Origin of the sequence: Exiguobacterium sp. RIT594 (assembly GCF_003339585.1) — a bacterium.
Lineage (GTDB): Bacteria > Bacillota > Bacilli > Exiguobacteriales > Exiguobacteriaceae > Exiguobacterium_A.
In genome coordinates this window covers 37,638-54,418 of sequence record NZ_QPKF01000001.1, presented here as the reverse complement: position 1 = coordinate 54,418, position 16,781 = coordinate 37,638, and the positions used below count along the sequence as shown (strand labels likewise).

Below are 16,781 nucleotides of genomic sequence, written 5' to 3'. Positions count from 1 at the left end.
TTCCAATTAATGTTATTCTAAATTAGAATTTCAAAAATATTATCTGCCACAAAAAATAGTATGTCATTTTACTTAGGAGGGATGGTTCATGGAACGTTGTTCACTTTGCGGAACACCATTAGAAACAGAAGCGACAGCATGTTCCTACTGCAAACATCCTGTCCTCAAAAAACAACGCTTCGACGAGGATTTACCGGTCACGCCGCCGGTCAACCCCCGCCGTCACGTCTTATCTTTCATTATCATTTTCGCGTTAGCGGTTGGATCGATCGGGACATGGTATGCCTTGACGCAAATCGACTCAGCCCGCACGACGCTGGCAGCACCCGTTCAAGCCTTACCTGTGTCGGATTGGTCCGATGAAACATCCGCCTATAACCAAACCTATTCGTCGGAAAATCCTCCGGCCTCTTACGATATTTTGAAGTTCGTCCGTCAATATACACAAACGGTTCCGGAAACGGCCAATTATTCAAAAGCGACGGATACACTGGAAACGTTCTCCGCCATCCAGTTCGCAACCTTAGATGCCTTTCAGTCAGAAGTCGGGGCGTTACGGACGATCCATGTCGCTTCCGACAGTCCGATTCCACCGCGCCTCCAGACAGTTGACTTTAAGCGGTTCGTCTCAAAAGGAGATTCCTATCAGGTAAGGACGATTGAAACGTATCAACTGCCTGCCGGTCATCAGCTCGTCACGTACGATGTCCGTTACAATGTTCGGTTACATACGGATCACCTGCAGATCACGCACATCGTCCGGACGGAGGTGCCCGCATGAGAATGTTCGCTATAGTTCTTTTATGCAGTCTGCTGATGGGGTGTTCCGAGGAGCCGTCACGTATCCAGGACGAACTGGACATGGGACAATATACGAAAGCCGTCGATCAAGCGACCCGTCAGGACCCGATGGATGATGCAGCTCAGTTGATGGTTCGCCTGGAAACGCAATTTGCGAGTTACCATTTTCATGACGCCGTCACTACTGCCCGAAAGATTGAACAGTTGCCGTTAACACAAGATAACTCGGTTCGCTTGCGGGCAAAGTCGATTCAACTCAGTGCCGAAGCGATGATCGAGCGCTTAAAACAAGCAGCGGGTACTTATCAAATCGAGCGCAGTATTCTCGATGACGGGCTGCAAGAACAATCCTTCCCTGCCACAGGTCAAGTGAAAGTATCATTCGGTAAACCGCACACGTTGCTGGCAACGATCCAGTATGAACAGTTCGGAACAACTGATGCAACCCGGAGTGATACAGAGACAGTCCGCTTCGAACCGGATTTATCGGCCCGCCTCGCCCAATCCGAAGGGCTCGTCAGTTATGTCTTCAGCCGGGCAGGTCTTACCGTCACCTTCGAAGGTCCGGGCGGAAAACGAATCTATCAATTAAAAAAAGCTGATCAGTAAACGAAAAAAACGAACGCTGTCTCTTGATGATTCGAGAGGCAGCGTTCGTTTTTACTGACATAAAAGAATTACAGGGCATCCAATCGTCTGACGATTTCCGCACACAGCTCGTGCGTTGCCAGGCTGTCTTTCCCCGTGACAGACGCCGACGGATTTCCGTGGACGGTTTCGATGAACGCATCCACCATCTCGACGAATCCGCGACGCTGAAGCGTCGGCTCCCAGTTATCGAGCGGAAGACGCAACGTGCCGGCTTTTGTCAGCCGTTCCACCGACGTCACATCTGTCGCAATCCGTTTTTCATTTGGTCCCATTACTTCGACGCGTTCTTCCGTCACGCCGTTGTTCCGGTTCATGATGCCGATTGCCGTGATGCCGTTCGATTCGAATTGAATCGTCACGTGATGCAACAACCCATCGACTGTTTTACCGCGGACTTGCAACTGTTCGATTTCACCTCGTCCCGTCAGGAATCGAAGTGTATCCGCGACATGGACGAAGTCATCAAAAATAAAGGTTTTCGCATCTTCGATGAAAGATGTCCGGTTTTTTTGCATGACGACCAGATTCGGTTCTTCGACTTCAAGTAACGTCCGGTGTGCTGATGCAAAGCGGCGATTGAAGCCGGTGATGAAATGCAGTCCTTGTTCTTCCGCCTGTTCTGTTAAGGCCCGGACTTCCTCGACTTCGAGTGAGACCGGTTTATCAATGTAGAGATGGACACCTGCCGCAAGCAGCTGTTTCGCTTGTTCAGCATGGACTTTCGTCGCGGAATGGATCATCGCGACTTGAATTCCCTCATTGATGACGTCTTCGAGTGACGACAATGTTCCGGCAAACCGATAAGCGTTCCGTAACCGTTCTGCTTTTTCCTGATTCGATGAAACGAGATAGACCTCTAAGTCCGTCCGCTCCGCATAGACCGGTAAATATGCCTTTTGAGCGATATCGCCTAAACCAATTATTGCAATCTTCATCTAAATTCCTCCTTGGACACGTCTTTTGCTCTCATACCCTATGTTAGCGGTTTTCATACACTTCGTGTAACTAAAGTATTTTTTTAAAAAAGAAGATAATTTCCTTTTTTTGTTTTATGATAAGAACATATTTTGCAAAAGGAGGGAATGAGTTTTTTTATGAAATCATTATTCAGGATTGGTTTGACGCTCGTCCTACTTATTACGTTATGTCTCCCGGCCGTTCCTGCTCAAGCAGCGAGCTACCAGGTCATCGTCACGTCGACGATCGGAGCGAACATCCGGTCGAAGCCGAGTACAAGCTCATCTGCAACCATTACCCGTCGTGCTCCGTATAAAGCTAAATTCACAGCGGTCTCCTATTCGAACGGTTGGTACAAAATCAAAGATGGAAGTGCCTATCGGTATCTGTCGAATCAAGTCGCTAAAAAGGTGACAACCAGTTCCGTCAAGACATATAAAATCATCGTTTACTCGACGGCAGGCGCAAACGTCCGGACGTCACCAAGTACAGCTTCCTCTAAAAATATCAAACGGCATGCTACATACAAATCAAAGTTCAATGCCGTTTCCTATTCGAATGGCTGGTATAAGGTCAAAGGGAAAACGAACTATTATTATGTCTCGAACCAAGTCGCCAAAAAACTGACGACGAGTTCTCCTGCTCCAGCGAGCGGCAGTTATCCGGTCGCCTCGATGCGCTACTTCAAACTTGGTTCATCCGGATACGAACTGACGAAAGAAAGTTTTGCCCGTCGTTATCCGGCCAGTACGACGAAGTTACTGACGGCAGTCGTCGCTTATGACGCAGCTGCACAAAAAGGAACACTGGATCAGACGTTCACATTGACCTACTCGATGTTAGCCGTTCCTTCCGGCAGCAGTACGGCCGGTTTCCGTTCAGGCGATAAAGTCACGATGCGTCAACTGCTAAACGGGATGCTGATCCGCTCGGGCAACGATGCCGCGAAAGCAATTGCCGTCCGGACTGCCGGCTCGGAAGCAAAGTTCGTCTCTCTCATGAACAGCCGTGCGAGTCGCATCGGCATGTCGGCCAGTCATTTCATGAATCCGCACGGCTTCTATCATCCAAGCCACTATACGACGGCGGCGGATATGCAGAAGCTTGCCAATACCTATGCCAAGTACAGTTATCTGATGACGGTCAGCGGACGTAAATCGTTCCGGACGACCGTGAAAGGACCTTATGCCCGGACATTGACGTGGTATCACACGAACACGTCACTTCCAGGTGATACGCGTGTCTATGCGAGCAAGACCGGTTACACTCCGGAATCCGCCTACACACGGGTCTTCTTCATCAAAAAAGGCTCGACACGTTACGGTCTCGTCACGTTAAAAGGAACACTCCCGCAAACGGAAACGACGTTACGTTCGGTCCTCAATCGCTAAGAACAGACTCTCGGATTCCCTTTCTTCGGAAAGTGGAATCGCGGGTCTTTTTTTGTTGATTTCCCCTTGAAAATTTCCCTTGCAATGGAAGCGAATTCATCATATGGTGGAGATAACAATCAGACGTCTGACGTCTTAATGGAGGAATTCATGTGGGAAATGTAAGTTTGTTATTCGGAGGCGTCGCTCTCTTTTTAAATAGTCTGTCGCTGTTTGATAAAGTCGATTTGAAGAGCGCCGGTCTCTTCAGTCTGTTGACTGGATTACTGCAGACGTTCATCGCGACCTGGCTCGTCATCGGGGCAGCCGGAGATCCGGCGTTGACGTTCGGCTATGCGAGCATCTATTTATTTGCGTTTACGTACCTGTATGTCGGCATCACCTTTTTATTTGGTCTCGATGGCAGCGGCGTCGGCTGGTTTTCGTTGTTTGTCGCCATCTCTGCCCTGTTTTATGCAGGGGTCAGCTTCAGTACCGGTGACTTCATCGGAGGTGCGACGTGGTTATTCTGGGTCATCTTGTGGGGCTTATTCTTCCTCGGGATGGGATTAAACATCAGCATCGATGCGCTGACAGCACGGGTTGCGATCGTCCTCAGCTGGCTGACGCTGATCATTCCGGCTCTCGTCGGACTGCGGTTCGGGACGAATGGTGCCAACTACCAGCTCATCTGGAGTGCAGCCGCCATCATGACGGTTGTCTACTTCATCTATGCAGCGGTGAAGTTCCTGCCTGTCCGGACGATTGTCCGTTCAAAAAACTAAAGACAACCATCCCTCCCGGCTTCAACGTCGGGCATGAATATGAAAAAGGGCGGCGGATTTTAATCTGCCGCCCTTATCTCGTAAAAAAAGAATCACTCGCTACACGCAACTCCTACAGGAAAAAGCGCATTTTTGCGCTGTCAGAGACAAACAAGACCCGCTTTCCTGCCTGAATGAGGCAGGAAAACTGGCTTGTGTCTCGCCTGAGGAAAGTGCGTGAAAGAAAGAGTGATTCCTTTTTGAGTCAGCTTCTTTTCAGTAGCTAAAATATCACTTCAGTTCCTTTTGCAACGCGGCCCGGACCTGTTTCAAAGAAGCGGCTGTCGGATGCCAGTAATAGATCTGATCCGATTCGATGCCGCCGCTTCCTTCAAGTGATAGCGTCTCGACCTGTTTCAGACTGTCCCGGTAATCGGTCGCAAGCTTCCGGACGACCGGGAATGGGATATCCGTTTTGACATTTTTACCGAGTGCCGTCAACACATCGTTAAAGCGTGTCAAAGAAAAATCAGCCGTCAGTTTATCAGCGACGGCCTGGACGACCTGCCGTTGCCGGATTTGCCGTCCAAAGTCCCCCCGCGGATCATCGTGACGCATCCGGGCATAGGCAAGAGCTTCCTTCCCGTTCAGTGACACTGGACCTTTCGGGAACTGCATCTCATAGTAGGAAAAATTAATATCATTTTCAACGGTCACTCCATCAACGGCATCGACCAGATCGGTGAACCCTTCGAGATTGATTTCCGCGAAGTAGTCGATTCGCAGATCGAGTAGATGCTCGACCGTTTCTCGTGCCATTTCCGGACCTCCGAAGGCATAGGCATGATTGATTTTGTCGTTCGAACCGACACCGATGATTTCCGTCTTTAAATCCCGGGGGATGCTCAGCATCTTACTTTCGCCGGTCGTCGGATTGACCGTCACGACGATCATCGTGTCACTCCGTCCGGCTTCATTTCCCCGTTGATCGACACCCAGCAATAAAAATGACAATGTCTGTTGTGGATTGACTGATTTGACTTTGGAGGTTTTACCCGGTTGAGACGGAGTCGTCGCCTCGACATGTGTTTGATCCGGCATCTCCGCCTGCTTGATTGTCTGTTGATCCGTCCGATGGATGTACCCACCTGATCCGAAAAAAACGAGTAACCCGATACCAACCATTGTTACGATCAGCCATGCCCATTTTTTCATCATGATATCCCCTTCTCCTTCGGATCAAGTCGATTTACGATTGCTGGTCGGAGACGATCATCACCGCATTGCTCCAACTGCCGAACAAGGCCGTGATGACACCAATGCTCGGTGCCTCCCGTCCCTCACTGAATCGTTGATAATGTGCAATCGTCAAACCATCCATTTCAACCGATGCCTCCCGTAAGATGCGTAACACTTCCTCTTCCGTCCAGCGTTTGCGTGGCTGTTCAATCCCGATGATTTCCAGAGCATTACTCCACGATCCGTACCGTCTCGCAATCGTCGCCACCGTCGGCCGGTTTTTTCCGGCTGCCCATTTCGTATACGTCTGGCTCGTCAGGACGGATAACGTCTCTTGTGCTTCGAGTAACGATTCGATGATCCGGCGCTCCATCTCCTGCACCCGTTCTTTTAAAATTTCTGCTTCCGATAATGCCTGCTGCCACGAGTTGAATTGATGGACGATATCGGTCAAGCTCGGCGCCTGATGTTGCTGAGCCCATTCACGATACGTCGCACTCGTGAAGGGTTCCAGTTCTTGCTTCGCGGCTCGTAAGGCCTCGATGATATCCGACTTGGTAAAAGCTACCCGGACATGGCCGATGCCGGCCCGTTCGAGAGCGATTTGCCATGATCCGAATAAAATCAGGATTTCCGCGACGCTTGGATACTGGGTATTCAGTTGCCAGCGAAAGTAGGTATTTGCCGTCAGTTCATTTTTCCCGTTCGCAGCGAGACGGAGTGCTTCAATCGCTTCCTCCAAATCGCTCATCACGATGTCTCCCTCCCACACATTCATAACTGAACATTTCGTCGAACATCTTCAACGAGTCCCTGGCGAACAAAACGAATGACGAGTGCCTGATCCGTAAAGCTCATTTGCGAAGCGGACGGTAAACAGATTCCTTCCTCGAACAGACGGCGGCTGACATCCTCCTCATTCGCCGTGATGTACGGCACATCCCGGTAGACGGGTTGCAGATGCATCGGTTTCCAGGCCGGACGGGCCTCGATGTTTTTTTGCTGCAGCTGCTGAATCAACAGATCGCGTTGTTCCATGCCGCCCGGTAACGTCAGTGCCGTCAGCCAGCGGTTTGCCCGGCTTCCCTCAATCTCCTGTTGATAATGTGAGGCGTCGACCGTATCGAACGCACGGACGTATCGATTAAAAATCGTCCGCCGTGCCTCGACCCGCTCTTCGATCACTTCCAGCTGTCCGCGTCCGATGCCGGCAGAGACGTTACTCATCCGGTAGTTAAAGCCGACTTCCGTATGTTCATAATGTAAGACGGGCTGACGGGCTTGCGTCGCGAGATAAAAGGCCCGTTCAATCAAGCTCGTATCATTCGAGACCAGCATGCCGCCACCCGACGTCGTGATGATTTTATTGCCGTTAAACGAATAGATGCCGAACGTTCCGAACGTGCCCGTCATCCGGCCGTTGACCGTTGATCCGAGAGATTCTGCCGCGTCCTCGATCAACGGCACATCATACTCCTCGCAGATGGCGGCAATCTCTTCAATTTTCGCGACGACCCCGTAAAGATGAACGACAATGACGGCTTTCGGCAGACGTCCCCGTGTTGCCGCTTGAATCATCGCCCGGCGCAACGCCACCGGTGACATGTTCCACGTCTCCGTTTCGGAATCGATCAGGACCGGCCGGGCGCCGACATAGCAGATCGGGTTCGTCGAGGCGATGAAGGTCAGGGACTGGCAAAAGACATCATCCCCTGCCGTGACGCCGAGCGTCGCCAGGGCTAAATGGATGGCTGCGGTCCCGCTGCTTGTTGCTAGTGTCGCCGCTGCACCGCTGTATGTTTTCATTGCCGCCTCGAAGGCTTCGACATTTGGTCCGAGCGGCGCGACCCAGTTCGTTTCCAAAGCTTCCGTAACATAACGTATTTCCTGACCACTGAGATGTGGGATCGATAACGGGATGTGTTTCATAATGACTGCTCCCCCCTTGGTGACAGTTGACGGACAGGTGTCCGGTAGGCCGGAAACCAGTCCTGCGACGACGGGACGTGGTGTGTGAGATGCTGTTCGGATAACTGACGGTACAGTAAAGGATGGAGCACAGATGTTCCAAGCGTAAACGGCGTCTGACGATGGCTGAAGGAACGTTTATAGGCGAGCAGGCTGTCATCCGCGTTCCGCGTCGTCCCGCCCCCGAGATGAAGGGCTGTTTTTCCGAGCACCTTGGCCCGACGGATCATTTCAGCGAACAGCAGATGGTTCGGACGGGCACTTAGTTCCGCCGGATCAGATGCACCGAGATGATAATGCGCAAACTGTTGACCGTAGAGAACGATACAACCGGCAATGATCTTTCCTTCCCGCTCAGCGACCAATAACTCGGCCGGCAACCGCCCGTCCTGAAACTGGTGAAAGTACTGGTCAGTGAAGTAATAACGGGCATCGGCCTGGTGTTTATCCATCGTCAGCCGGTAGAGCCGGATGAAACAGTCATATTCATCCGGTCCCGCGACCCGGACCGTCACGTCTTCCCGAACGGCTTTTTTGATGTTGCGCCGTGTCATCGAAGAGAAGCGACTTTCAATCGTCTCAACCGAATCGGTCAGATCGACCGTCACCGTCTGTTGCAGAACTGTCGTCGTTTCACACCAAACCTGTCCGAGCTCCCGATTTTCAAGGAGCGGATGAAAACGAATCGTTTCGCTGACAATCCGTTCCGCATGACAATAATCGAGAAAGTGGCGGCGGATATCCTCGACTTGATCATTCGACCAGCGTCCGACGAAGACCGGTCCGCCGTATCCGTACGGCGTCGTTAAGTCTTGAAACGGTGTGCCGGTTATTTTGCGTTTCAAGTACGGGTAAATCAGGACACCCGACTCGGAAGGATGAATGTACATCTCGGGTACCGCTTCCGGTTCTTGCGCCAGTTCAAAGTAAGCGTATTCATAATAACAATCGAGTCCGTACCGGGCGACGAGAGCATCCCATTCCAAAGGATCATGAATCAGACGTTCATTGCTTAGCGACATCATGATGGACACCCCCATCGAGTCCCTTGAACTCACCCATCCCCGTTTGGTGGTCGGTCGAATTCCCTTCTGAAGAAATGACAATCTTGACGGTCTTCCAAAGAATATATAAATCGAGTCGGAACGTATGGTTTGCTGCATACCATTGATCCTGTTCCAACCGTTCCTGCCAAGTCGTCGCGTTTCGACCGTGGATTTGTGCCCATCCGGTCAAGCCCGGCAGGACATCATGCCGTGTCATCTGTTCTTTTGAGTAATGATTCAAATAGCTGACGAGCAGCGGACGGGGTCCGACAAAACTCATCTGTCCCCGCAGAATGTTAAAGAACTGTGGGATCTCGTCGAGACTCAGGCGCCGGATCCATTCGACCGATTTTGGAATCCGGTCGGCATCCGGTAACAGCTTGCCGTCCGCATCGGTTTCGTTCGACATCGTCCGGAACTTATAAATCTTGAACAGTTCGCCTTTGTACCCCGGACGGACTTGATTAAAGAAGATCGGTCGTCCGAGCTTCGTATAGATGAATACGGCGACAAAGGCATAGACCGGCAACAGGACGAGGATAGCGAGTAGACTGACAGTGAAATCGAATGTCCGTTTCATGATAACGTCCTCCTTCTCATAAATTCGAAAAGAGATTGAGTTGCCGCTTGATGACATCTGCTTCGTTAAAGTGTTTCATCGCCCGTTCGAATCCGGCACGTCCCATTTCAGACGCGACGTCCGGCTGTTCGACCAGATTCAGCATCCGCCGGGCCAGTTGTGTTTCATCCTGTACCTCGACCAGATAACCGGTTTTGCCGTCGACTACTTCTTCCCGACAGCCGCGGATGTTTGTCGCAATGACCGGTTTCGCCGTCGCCATCGCTTCGATGATCGAGCGGGGAACACCTTCGCGGTGCGACGGCAACACGAACGCATCGACTTGATGCAACAGTTCGGGTACATCTTCGACGAAACCGAGATAATCGATGTTCGGGATTTCCCGGATCCGTTTCCTGAACGTATGTTTCGTCGTCTGATCGCGTTCGCTTTCCATCATCTCACCGGCAATCATCAGCCGGACATCCGGTTGGACCGCAACAACCTGTTCGAAAGCGTTCAACAGTTCGAGAATTCCTTTTTCTTCGACGATCCGGCCGATGAATAAAAACGTAAACGGTCCAGTCGTTTGGCGGGTGCGTGGATAAAACCGGGTTAAATCGATCCCGTTCCCGAGGTGCATCAGACGGGTCGTATTTTTGAACCGTTTGCGGTTCGCCAGTTCGTAGTCTTCCTGACTTTGGAGCAACAGATAATCGGTCGCAAACCGTGCCAGCCATTTCTCGACGGAATACGTCAGCTGGTAGGTGACACGTCCCATCTTTTCGTGAAAGTAAAAACCGTGCGCTGTATAAACGATATGTTTCGTACCGGCCCGCTTCGCTGCGACCCGGCCAAGGGCCGCCGCGACCGGCGTGTGCACATGCACGGCATCATATTGTTCAGTCTTTAAAATCTGGACGATCGAACGAATCGTCTTCCAGTTACTCGTCCAGTCGATTTTCCGTTCAATCGGAATGTCGTGCATCGTAAATCCTTGCGCCGCGAGTTTCGATGCCGCCCCCGTGTCGGCACAGGCAATGCCGACTTCGTGTCCGGCATTTTGCAGGGCTAACAGCAACGGTTGTAACATTGTCTCGGCCGTCGTATCGAGGGCGCAGACCTGAAGAATTTTTAAAGTCGCCATAAATGCACCCCTTCCGGTTTTTCCGCCGGTGCCAGCATCCCTTTGATATCGATGACGATGCCGCGACCGACTTTGAGCAGATGTTGCGCCAGCAGCCAGTTGCCTTCGACATACTCTTCGTGCGAGACGGCGAAGATGACGACGTCGGCGGGTTTCAAGTCTGCCATATCAACTAAATCGATTCCGTATTCGCGTTTGGCATCCCCTTTTTCGACAAGGCGGTCCGTCACCTGAACTTCGATCCCGAATTCTTCGATTTCCTTGACGAGGTTCGCGACTTTCGAGTTCCGGATATCGCTGACGTTTTCCTTGAACGATAGACCGAGGACCGTCACCCGCGCACCGAGAACCGGCATGTTTTGTTTGATCAGATTTTTGACGAGCGATGTGGCGATGAACCGTCCCATCGTATCGTTGATCCGGCGTCCGGCCAGGATGACTTCCGGATGGTAACCGAGCGACTCGGCCTTCATCGTCAAGTAGAACGGATCAACCCCGATGCAATGACCTCCGACGAGTCCCGGACGGAAAGGCAGGAAGTTCCACTTCGTTCCGGCAGCCTCGAGGACCTCAAGCGTATCGATGTTCATCCGGTCAAAGATGATGGCCAGTTCGTTCATCAAAGCGATGTTCAAGTCACGTTGCGTATTTTCGATGATTTTTGCCGCCTCGGCGACTTTGATCGAGGACGCCCGGTGGACGCCGGCTTCGACGACCGCTTCGTAGACTTCAGCGACGATATCGAGTGTTTCTTGATTTTGGGCCGAGACGATTTTTTTGATCGTTTTAAATGTATGCTCATGATCACCGGGATTGATCCGCTCCGGCGAGTAACCGACGAAGAAGTCGATCCCGGCTCGCAGACCGGATGCTTCTTCAAGGACCGGAATACAATCTTCCTCCGTCGCCCCCGGATAGACCGTCGACTCGTAGACGACGATATCACCTTTGTTGAGTTGGCGTCCGACGAGGTGTGAAGCGCGCAGAAGCGGCGTTAAATCCGGTTGATTTTGGGCGTTGATCGGTGTTGGGACGGCGATGATGATGAAATCGCTCGCACCAAGGGCTGTTGCGTCCGTCACATATGCGACGTCGGCATTTTTGAGGACGAACGGACTGAGTTCGAGCGTTGCGTCGATGCCCTCTTTCAGTTCAGCGACCCGCTGTTCTTTGATGTCAAAACCGACGACTTCCGTTTTTTCGCCAAAGGCGACGGCGACGGGAAGACCGACATATCCGAGACCGACGACGGCAATCGAACGGTTCGCGATGGGGAGTGATCGTGTTTCGGCTGCTGTCGTATCTACGATGTGTTTGACTGCCTTGTTCATGATGGATTCCTCCTATTTCATCGACTGTTTGACGATCAGTGTTTTTCCATTCGGTTCCTGCTTCATCTGCCGGACCGGCTCGAGGGTGACTTGCATCGACGATCCGAGGAGTTTCTGCATCTCCCGCAACAGGATTTTTTCATGTTTCGGCACGAACCGTTGCTCGTCGGGAATGTAACGGAGCGTCACATGATTCAGCGCATGTTGTTCGACCTGGAGGCGTAAGACCGAGTTCGGCAGTTCCCGGGCGATCGTCGTGATGTCGCCTTCAAAAACCTTGCCGCGCTTTTCACTGACGATGAAACTCGTTCCACGACCGTCAATCGACTCGATGACCGGACCGTTCAGTCCGCAGGTGCAAGCCTCTTGTCCGAGTGTCATCCGGTCGCCGATCCGGTACCGGACGAGCGGTGTCCCGCGGGTCGTAAAACATGTGACGACGACTTCTCCCCTGTCTCCATACGGTTCGATGATGCCGGTTTCGTGATGGAGATGGAGTTTTCGTTCCCGGCATTCCGAGATGATCGGTGCCCCTTCCGATGAACCATATTGGTCAAAAACCGGCGCTTGAAACGCCTCTTCAATTAACCGGCGCATCTCCGGTGTGACTGTTTCCGATGTTGGGAAAATCGCGATCAGCGGAAAGTCGAGCCGTAACTCATGTTTCAGCAGATATAAGGCAATCTCAAGCATCGCGGTTGGTGTGCCGTCGAGTGCCGCCGGCCGAAACCGGTTCAACTCTTCGATATAAGCCGGAAAATTTTCTTCCTTCATATGAAAGATCGATAATAACAACTGATTAAGCGGTCGGTTCTTCCGCCAAAAGATCGGCTTTTTCTGATCGATCGCGGTTAACGTCCGCCCGGTGAAGCTCGCGCGTCGCATCCCGGAATGAAAACCGTGCAATTCCTTGAAGTAATCGAGATGCGCCATCCGTTCCTGAACGTCTTCCCGCATGAAGGCGACTTGGAGGGATTTCCCGCTCGTCCCGCCGGTCCGGCCGCGAACCGGCGCGTCCACTTCCGACATGAAGGATTCGTTTTGTTGCCGTAACGTTTCTTTTTCAAGAATCGGAATCGTCTGCAACTGGTCGATTGACGTGAACGGAAGACGGATATCGTGCTCCCGAAACAGTTTCCGGTAATAAGGCGTATGTTCCCGGATGAACAGGAGAAACGTATTCAGCCGTTCCAGCTGTTCGATCCGGTAATCGACTGTCCGGTCTTTGACCCGGAGTTCTTGAATTTTTTTCTCATATCCCGGACCGTAACGTTCCTGCATCAGCTTTTTTCCGTACATGGATGTCAAAATATTCTGAATAAATATCGGAGAGTTATAGTAAATCTCTTCTTTAAGCGCCATCCTGGACTTCCTCCTTCAGCCGGTAATGCTGTTCGTACCAGTCGATGAATGCATGGACACCTGCTTCAATCGTCGTTTGCGGCCGGTAACCTATCGTCTCGAATAACGATTCAACATCAGCAAAACTTTCAGGAACATCTCCTGCCTGGAGCGGCATTTCGTGTTTGATGGCTTTTTTACCAAGCCGCTCTTCAATCAAGGCGACGAATTCGTTCAGCCGGATCGGGCTGTGACTGCCGATATTAAAGACACGGTACGGAACATTGCTGCGGTCAGGCAACGGATTTTCCTGATCAAATGCCGGATCGGCAACTGGTTCCGTCTGCATCAACCGGTAGATGCTTTCGATGATGTCATCGACGTAGGTGAAATCCCGTCCCATCTCCCCGTAGTTATAAAGATCAATCGGCTGTCCTTTCGCAATCGCTTCCGTGAACTTGAACAAGGCCATATCCGGCCGTCCCCATGGTCCGTAGACGCTGAAGAACCGAAGCCCGGTCGTCTTGATGCCGTAAAGACTGCTGTACGTATGCGCCATCAGCTCATTCGCTTTTTTCGAAGCCGCATAGAGGCTGAGCGGATGATCGACGGCATCCGTCGTTGCGAACGGCATCTTCGTATTCGATCCGTAGACGGAACTTGAAGAGGCATAAATCAATTGTTCAACCGGATAGTGCCGGCAGGCTTCGAGGATGGACAGGAAACCGACGATGTTCGATGTGATGTAGACGTCGGGACGATCGATGCTGTACCGGACGCCGGCTTGAGCCGCTAAATGGAGCACCAGGTCAATCTGTTCCGTCTCGAAAATCCGACTGATTGTCGCCGCATCTTCGAGTGACACCCGGTAAAACGTATACCGATTCGGATCCAGTTCCATCAGGCGGGCTTCTTTCAGTGACGGATCATAATAATCATTGACTTCATCCAGTCCGATCACCCGGTACCCTTCCGCCATAAAGCGACGTGCCGCATGAAATCCAATGAATCCTGCAATCCCGGTAATTAAAATCGTCTTATTCTGCACGTTTCTCAACCTCCTCGAAGTGGTGGAGCACTTGATAGCGGATGTAATGAATCGATGTATAAGCAATCAGCAGCATCGGAAACAGTTTATACCGGTGGCGAATCGCTGTTCCGACGTTCCCTGTCCCGAGACCGAAAATGACGGCGTTAACCATGAACAGAATCAGCATGAACAGCAGCACACTGCCGAGCGGGTGTTGTTTCAAATATTTCAGATGCATCAGTGTCAGACCGCATAACAGGAGATAAAAAGCCGCATCGGCGAAGAAAATCGCGATGTTCATCACACTCGACCATTGCCATGGAAACGGCGAGAACAGGAAGTAAATCATCCGCAGTGGTGCGTACAGGACCATGTCGGACGGTCCGGTCACCATCAATCCGTTCAGATAGGCCGATCCGCCGCGGTCATAACTCATCCCGCTGAACAGCTGTCCGTTTTCAGAGACGTGAGTGAATTTCGCGAACAGCACGTCCTGGAAGCTATAGACGATGAACCCGACGATGACAACTTGGACCAGCAACCGCTGTACTTTCGAAGCTTCAAAATCCATCCGTTGCGTCTCGTGATTATAAAAGGAGAAGTAGACGAGGAGGACCAGAATCCCGATTGCGAGACCCGAATGAAACATCGTACTGATCAAATAACCGAGATAGGCGAAAGTCAGACTCGCCACCGATTTATCAAGCGTCCAGCGCACCATGTAGTAGAGCGTATAGACGATTCCGAGTGCGACGAGCTGGTCGCGTAAGAGAATCGGTGATAACAACAGGCCCTGGGCAAAGAAGGCAAACACACCGGTTGCGATCAGGACGTAATGCATCGGCAGTTTCAAAAGCAGCAACGTTTTCGACAGGATGACGATCGAGACGACGCCGAGAATGACATTGAAGTACTGGGCGAGCATCCGCTCCGGACCAAACGCAAGATAAAAGATTCCTAAAAATTTGGAGTAACTCCCCCGGACGACTTCGTTGAACATCGTCGGGTCGGTATAAATCAGCAGTCCTTCGAGATGAAACGCTTCCGTATCGTCACCGCTGTGCGGCGGGAGCCGAAACAGTTCCAAATCAACCAGCATCAATGTCAGCCGGATCAGGAACGCCGTCACGAAAATCAGGAACAACGGTGTCGTCTCGGCTTGCCGGAGAAGATAAAACATCAGCAAGACCGAGTTGATGGCAAGAACGGTTGCGACGTAACCTTCAGAAGTCAAAAAGAGCGGTCGGACCAATTGGCTGAGCAATGCTTCGAGAACGACGACAATCAGAATCGGCCGCATGCTTTTCCCTCCTTTAGCTGCTTTGTTCAATTGCCAGTGTCAGTTTTCGTGGATAAAGCGAACGATAAAGGGCCGGAATCAATAGCCCGATCTGGGTGACGGCACATAATCCGTAAGCTGTCGTCGCTCCGTATAAACCGTACATCGGAATCAGGATGCTGCAGGCGACGATATTGACGATGACACTGCCGAAGATGGCAATCGTCTGAATCCGGAATTGTTGAAATCCGGTCAACAACGCTTGGATGACGGTCGAATTATAAAAGAAGAGCGAGGCGACCATCATCAGGACGAAAATCGTATGGTACTGGACAAACGAGGCGTTGTAGAAAATCGTCAAGCCCCACTTGCCGAAGAAAATCGACCCGATGATCAACAGGATACCGACGGCATTCGTCATGAGCAGCATCGACCGGGTCAGCTTCCGCAATTCCGGTAAGCTTTGCCGCTCTCCGCTGTCGGAAGAGAAGTTCGGCAGTAACACGGCGACGAGGGAATGAATGAACAGGCTGCCAAGAACCAGGAGATACGCGATGCTCGCATAATAACCGAGTTCTTCCGTTCCGATCGCCTGTCCGACGAACAGGCGGGGAATGTTGGCATTGAGAGCGATCAATAAGGCGACGAATCCGAGCGGGACTGCTTTAAAGAACAATTGCCGTCCCGTTTGATACCGTTCACTCATCTGCTGGTTATCAAATCCGTGACCGACACGGCGGACGGTCGGTAAATCGTAAAGGATCAACATAATCAGGTTTCCGGCGACGAGTGCTAAGACGAAGCCGTGAATCGAATGGGTCGTAAAAAGAATCAAGGTTGCCCCGGAGACGTTGACGAGACTGCGGAAAATCTTGGATAAGGCGACTTCCTTGAACGCCATATGCCCTTGAAGAAATCCGTAGGCAAGATCAGCGAAGGATTCCATATACTTGTTCAGGTAAACGAGTAACGTCAGCCAGAGGATATCGGCTTCCCCAAAGAAATAATAGACGCCGAGCAGGACGAAGACTCCGACCGATAATAAGGAAAAGCGGGTCTTAATGAACAAATTGAAATTTTTTAAGCCTGACCGTTCTGCCGTCAGGATCGTGCTGGCGTTTAACCAGCAAAACATGACGATCGGTGCCGTTAAGGCGAGCGCGTAATTGAAGTAACCGATGTTGAGCGGTGTGCTCCACTTGATCAGCAGCGTCAAAATCATCCACTGATGGAGAGAATAGGCCGTATCTGCAATGAAAATCAGATTAAATCGTGACAGTTGCCGAACAGATTTCATC

General features: G+C 51.4%; 16 protein-coding genes. 4 read left to right on the top strand and 12 right to left on the bottom strand.

The genetic code is table 11. The features are described 5' to 3' along the window. Positions 1–88: 88 nt before the first annotated feature. Both DVG79_RS00280 and DVG79_RS00275 read left to right on the top strand, forming a co-directional pair. Positions 89–781, top strand: a complete 693-nt coding sequence (locus DVG79_RS00280) for a zinc ribbon domain-containing protein (protein ID WP_114594986.1) — start codon at positions 89–91, stop codon at positions 779–781. Positions 782–861: 80 nt separating this feature from the next. After that, positions 862–1,410 (top strand): hypothetical protein, encoded by a 549-nt coding sequence (locus tag DVG79_RS00275; protein ID WP_114594985.1) that lies wholly within the window; start codon positions 862–864, stop codon positions 1,408–1,410. Positions 1,411–1,478: 68 nt separating this feature from the next. On the opposite strand, the gene DVG79_RS00270 is transcribed toward DVG79_RS00275, so the two are convergent. Next, positions 1,479–2,387 carry a Gfo/Idh/MocA family protein gene (locus DVG79_RS00270; RefSeq protein WP_114594984.1) on the bottom strand — a complete coding sequence of 303 codons (909 nt, stop codon included), beginning with the start codon at positions 2,385–2,387 and terminating at the stop codon, positions 1,479–1,481. A 159-nt stretch (positions 2,388–2,546) separates the two neighbouring features. Here DVG79_RS00270 and DVG79_RS00265 point away from each other — a divergent pair, with 159 nt between their 5' ends. Together DVG79_RS00265 and DVG79_RS00260 are read left to right on the top strand one after the other, a co-directional pair. Next, a complete protein-coding gene (locus DVG79_RS00265) occupies positions 2,547–3,800 on the top strand; it encodes an SH3 domain-containing protein (protein WP_233494496.1) in 1,254 nt (417 codons plus the stop codon). A 152-nt stretch (positions 3,801–3,952) separates the two neighbouring features. Then, positions 3,953–4,564, top strand: a complete 612-nt coding sequence (locus tag DVG79_RS00260) for an AmiS/UreI family transporter (protein ID WP_114594982.1) — start codon at positions 3,953–3,955, stop codon at positions 4,562–4,564. Positions 4,565–4,834: 270 nt separating this feature from the next. Here the strand turns inward: DVG79_RS00260 and DVG79_RS00255 are convergent, their stop codons facing one another. The 11 genes from DVG79_RS00255 to DVG79_RS00205 are packed head-to-tail and all read right to left on the bottom strand — an operon-like array spanning position 4,835 to position 16,780. Further along, positions 4,835–5,761 (bottom strand): LCP family glycopolymer transferase, encoded by a 927-nt coding sequence (locus tag DVG79_RS00255; RefSeq protein ID WP_233494495.1) that lies wholly within the window; start codon positions 5,759–5,761, stop codon positions 4,835–4,837. Positions 5,762–5,792: 31 nt separating this feature from the next. Continuing rightward, positions 5,793–6,533 (bottom strand): hypothetical protein, encoded by a 741-nt coding sequence (locus DVG79_RS00250; protein WP_114594981.1) that lies wholly within the window; start codon positions 6,531–6,533, stop codon positions 5,793–5,795. Between the two features lie 23 nt (positions 6,534–6,556). Beyond that, positions 6,557–7,711, bottom strand: a complete 1,155-nt coding sequence (locus DVG79_RS00245; protein WP_304529412.1) for an aminotransferase class I/II-fold pyridoxal phosphate-dependent enzyme — start codon at positions 7,709–7,711, stop codon at positions 6,557–6,559. Further along, entirely contained in the window at positions 7,708–8,775 is a 1,068-nt protein-coding gene (locus DVG79_RS00240) for a lipid II:glycine glycyltransferase FemX (protein WP_114594979.1), read from the bottom strand. The genes DVG79_RS00245 and DVG79_RS00240 overlap by 4 nt, the downstream gene beginning before the upstream one ends. After that, a complete protein-coding gene (locus DVG79_RS00235; RefSeq protein ID WP_114594978.1) occupies positions 8,756–9,376 on the bottom strand; it encodes a sugar transferase in 621 nt (206 codons plus the stop codon). The genes DVG79_RS00240 and DVG79_RS00235 overlap by 20 nt, the downstream gene beginning before the upstream one ends. Positions 9,377–9,392: 16 nt before the next feature. Beyond that, complete coding sequence (locus DVG79_RS00230; protein WP_114594977.1) at positions 9,393–10,502, bottom strand: glycosyltransferase family 4 protein; 1,110 nt, start codon at positions 10,500–10,502, stop codon at positions 9,393–9,395. After that, complete coding sequence (locus DVG79_RS00225) at positions 10,490–11,833, bottom strand: nucleotide sugar dehydrogenase (protein ID WP_114594976.1); 1,344 nt, start codon at positions 11,831–11,833, stop codon at positions 10,490–10,492. Before DVG79_RS00225 ends, DVG79_RS00230 begins: the two co-directional genes overlap by 13 nt. Positions 11,834–11,845: 12 nt before the next feature. After that, on the bottom strand, positions 11,846–13,195 hold the full coding sequence (locus tag DVG79_RS00220) for a phenylacetate--CoA ligase family protein (RefSeq protein WP_114594975.1): 1,350 nt from the start codon (positions 13,193–13,195) through the stop codon (positions 11,846–11,848). Then, complete coding sequence (locus tag DVG79_RS00215) at positions 13,185–14,222, bottom strand: NAD-dependent epimerase (RefSeq protein WP_114594974.1); 1,038 nt, start codon at positions 14,220–14,222, stop codon at positions 13,185–13,187. Before DVG79_RS00215 ends, DVG79_RS00220 begins: the two co-directional genes overlap by 11 nt. Then, positions 14,212–15,504: a hypothetical protein gene (locus DVG79_RS00210; RefSeq protein ID WP_114594973.1), complete on the bottom strand. Its 1,293-nt coding sequence runs from the start codon at positions 15,502–15,504 to the stop codon at positions 14,212–14,214. The genes DVG79_RS00215 and DVG79_RS00210 overlap by 11 nt, the downstream gene beginning before the upstream one ends. 13 nt (positions 15,505–15,517) lie before the next feature. After that, the gene (locus DVG79_RS00205; RefSeq protein ID WP_114594972.1) at positions 15,518–16,780 is read right to left on the bottom strand and encodes an oligosaccharide flippase family protein; all 1,263 of its coding nucleotides are present in this window, start codon (positions 16,778–16,780) and stop codon (positions 15,518–15,520) included. Position 16,781: the final 1 nt, after the last annotated feature.